At 34.6% G+C, this 214-nt stretch carries 1 protein-coding gene; it reads right to left on the bottom strand.

What is annotated here, in order from left to right; genetic code table 11:
- Positions 1-214: hypothetical protein (locus Q0820_RS16940; protein ID WP_298489486.1), on the bottom strand; the 214-nt coding region annotated here is incomplete at both ends.

Here is a 214-nt window from a genome sequence, read left to right as displayed (position 1 = left end):
TAACAATGTAGTCACCAAATCCTACTCCAGTAAATTGATTAGCAGTTGGAGCTATACCTGTTGCAGATAAATCTGAATGTAATAAGGTAGCGGTAAAAGTTCCAGAACCACCGTTTACAGTAAATTCTATAACACCATCATTAGTAGCACAAGTAGGTTGTGTTAAAGGTGTTGCACTTACTGTTAATTCTGGATCAATAGTAATATTTTCAAT

Source organism: uncultured Maribacter sp. (assembly GCF_947495965.1).
Lineage (GTDB): Bacteria > Bacteroidota > Bacteroidia > Flavobacteriales > Flavobacteriaceae > Maribacter_B.
Note: the sequence above shows the minus strand (reverse complement) of the source record. Positions and strands in the feature narration are given on the sequence as shown.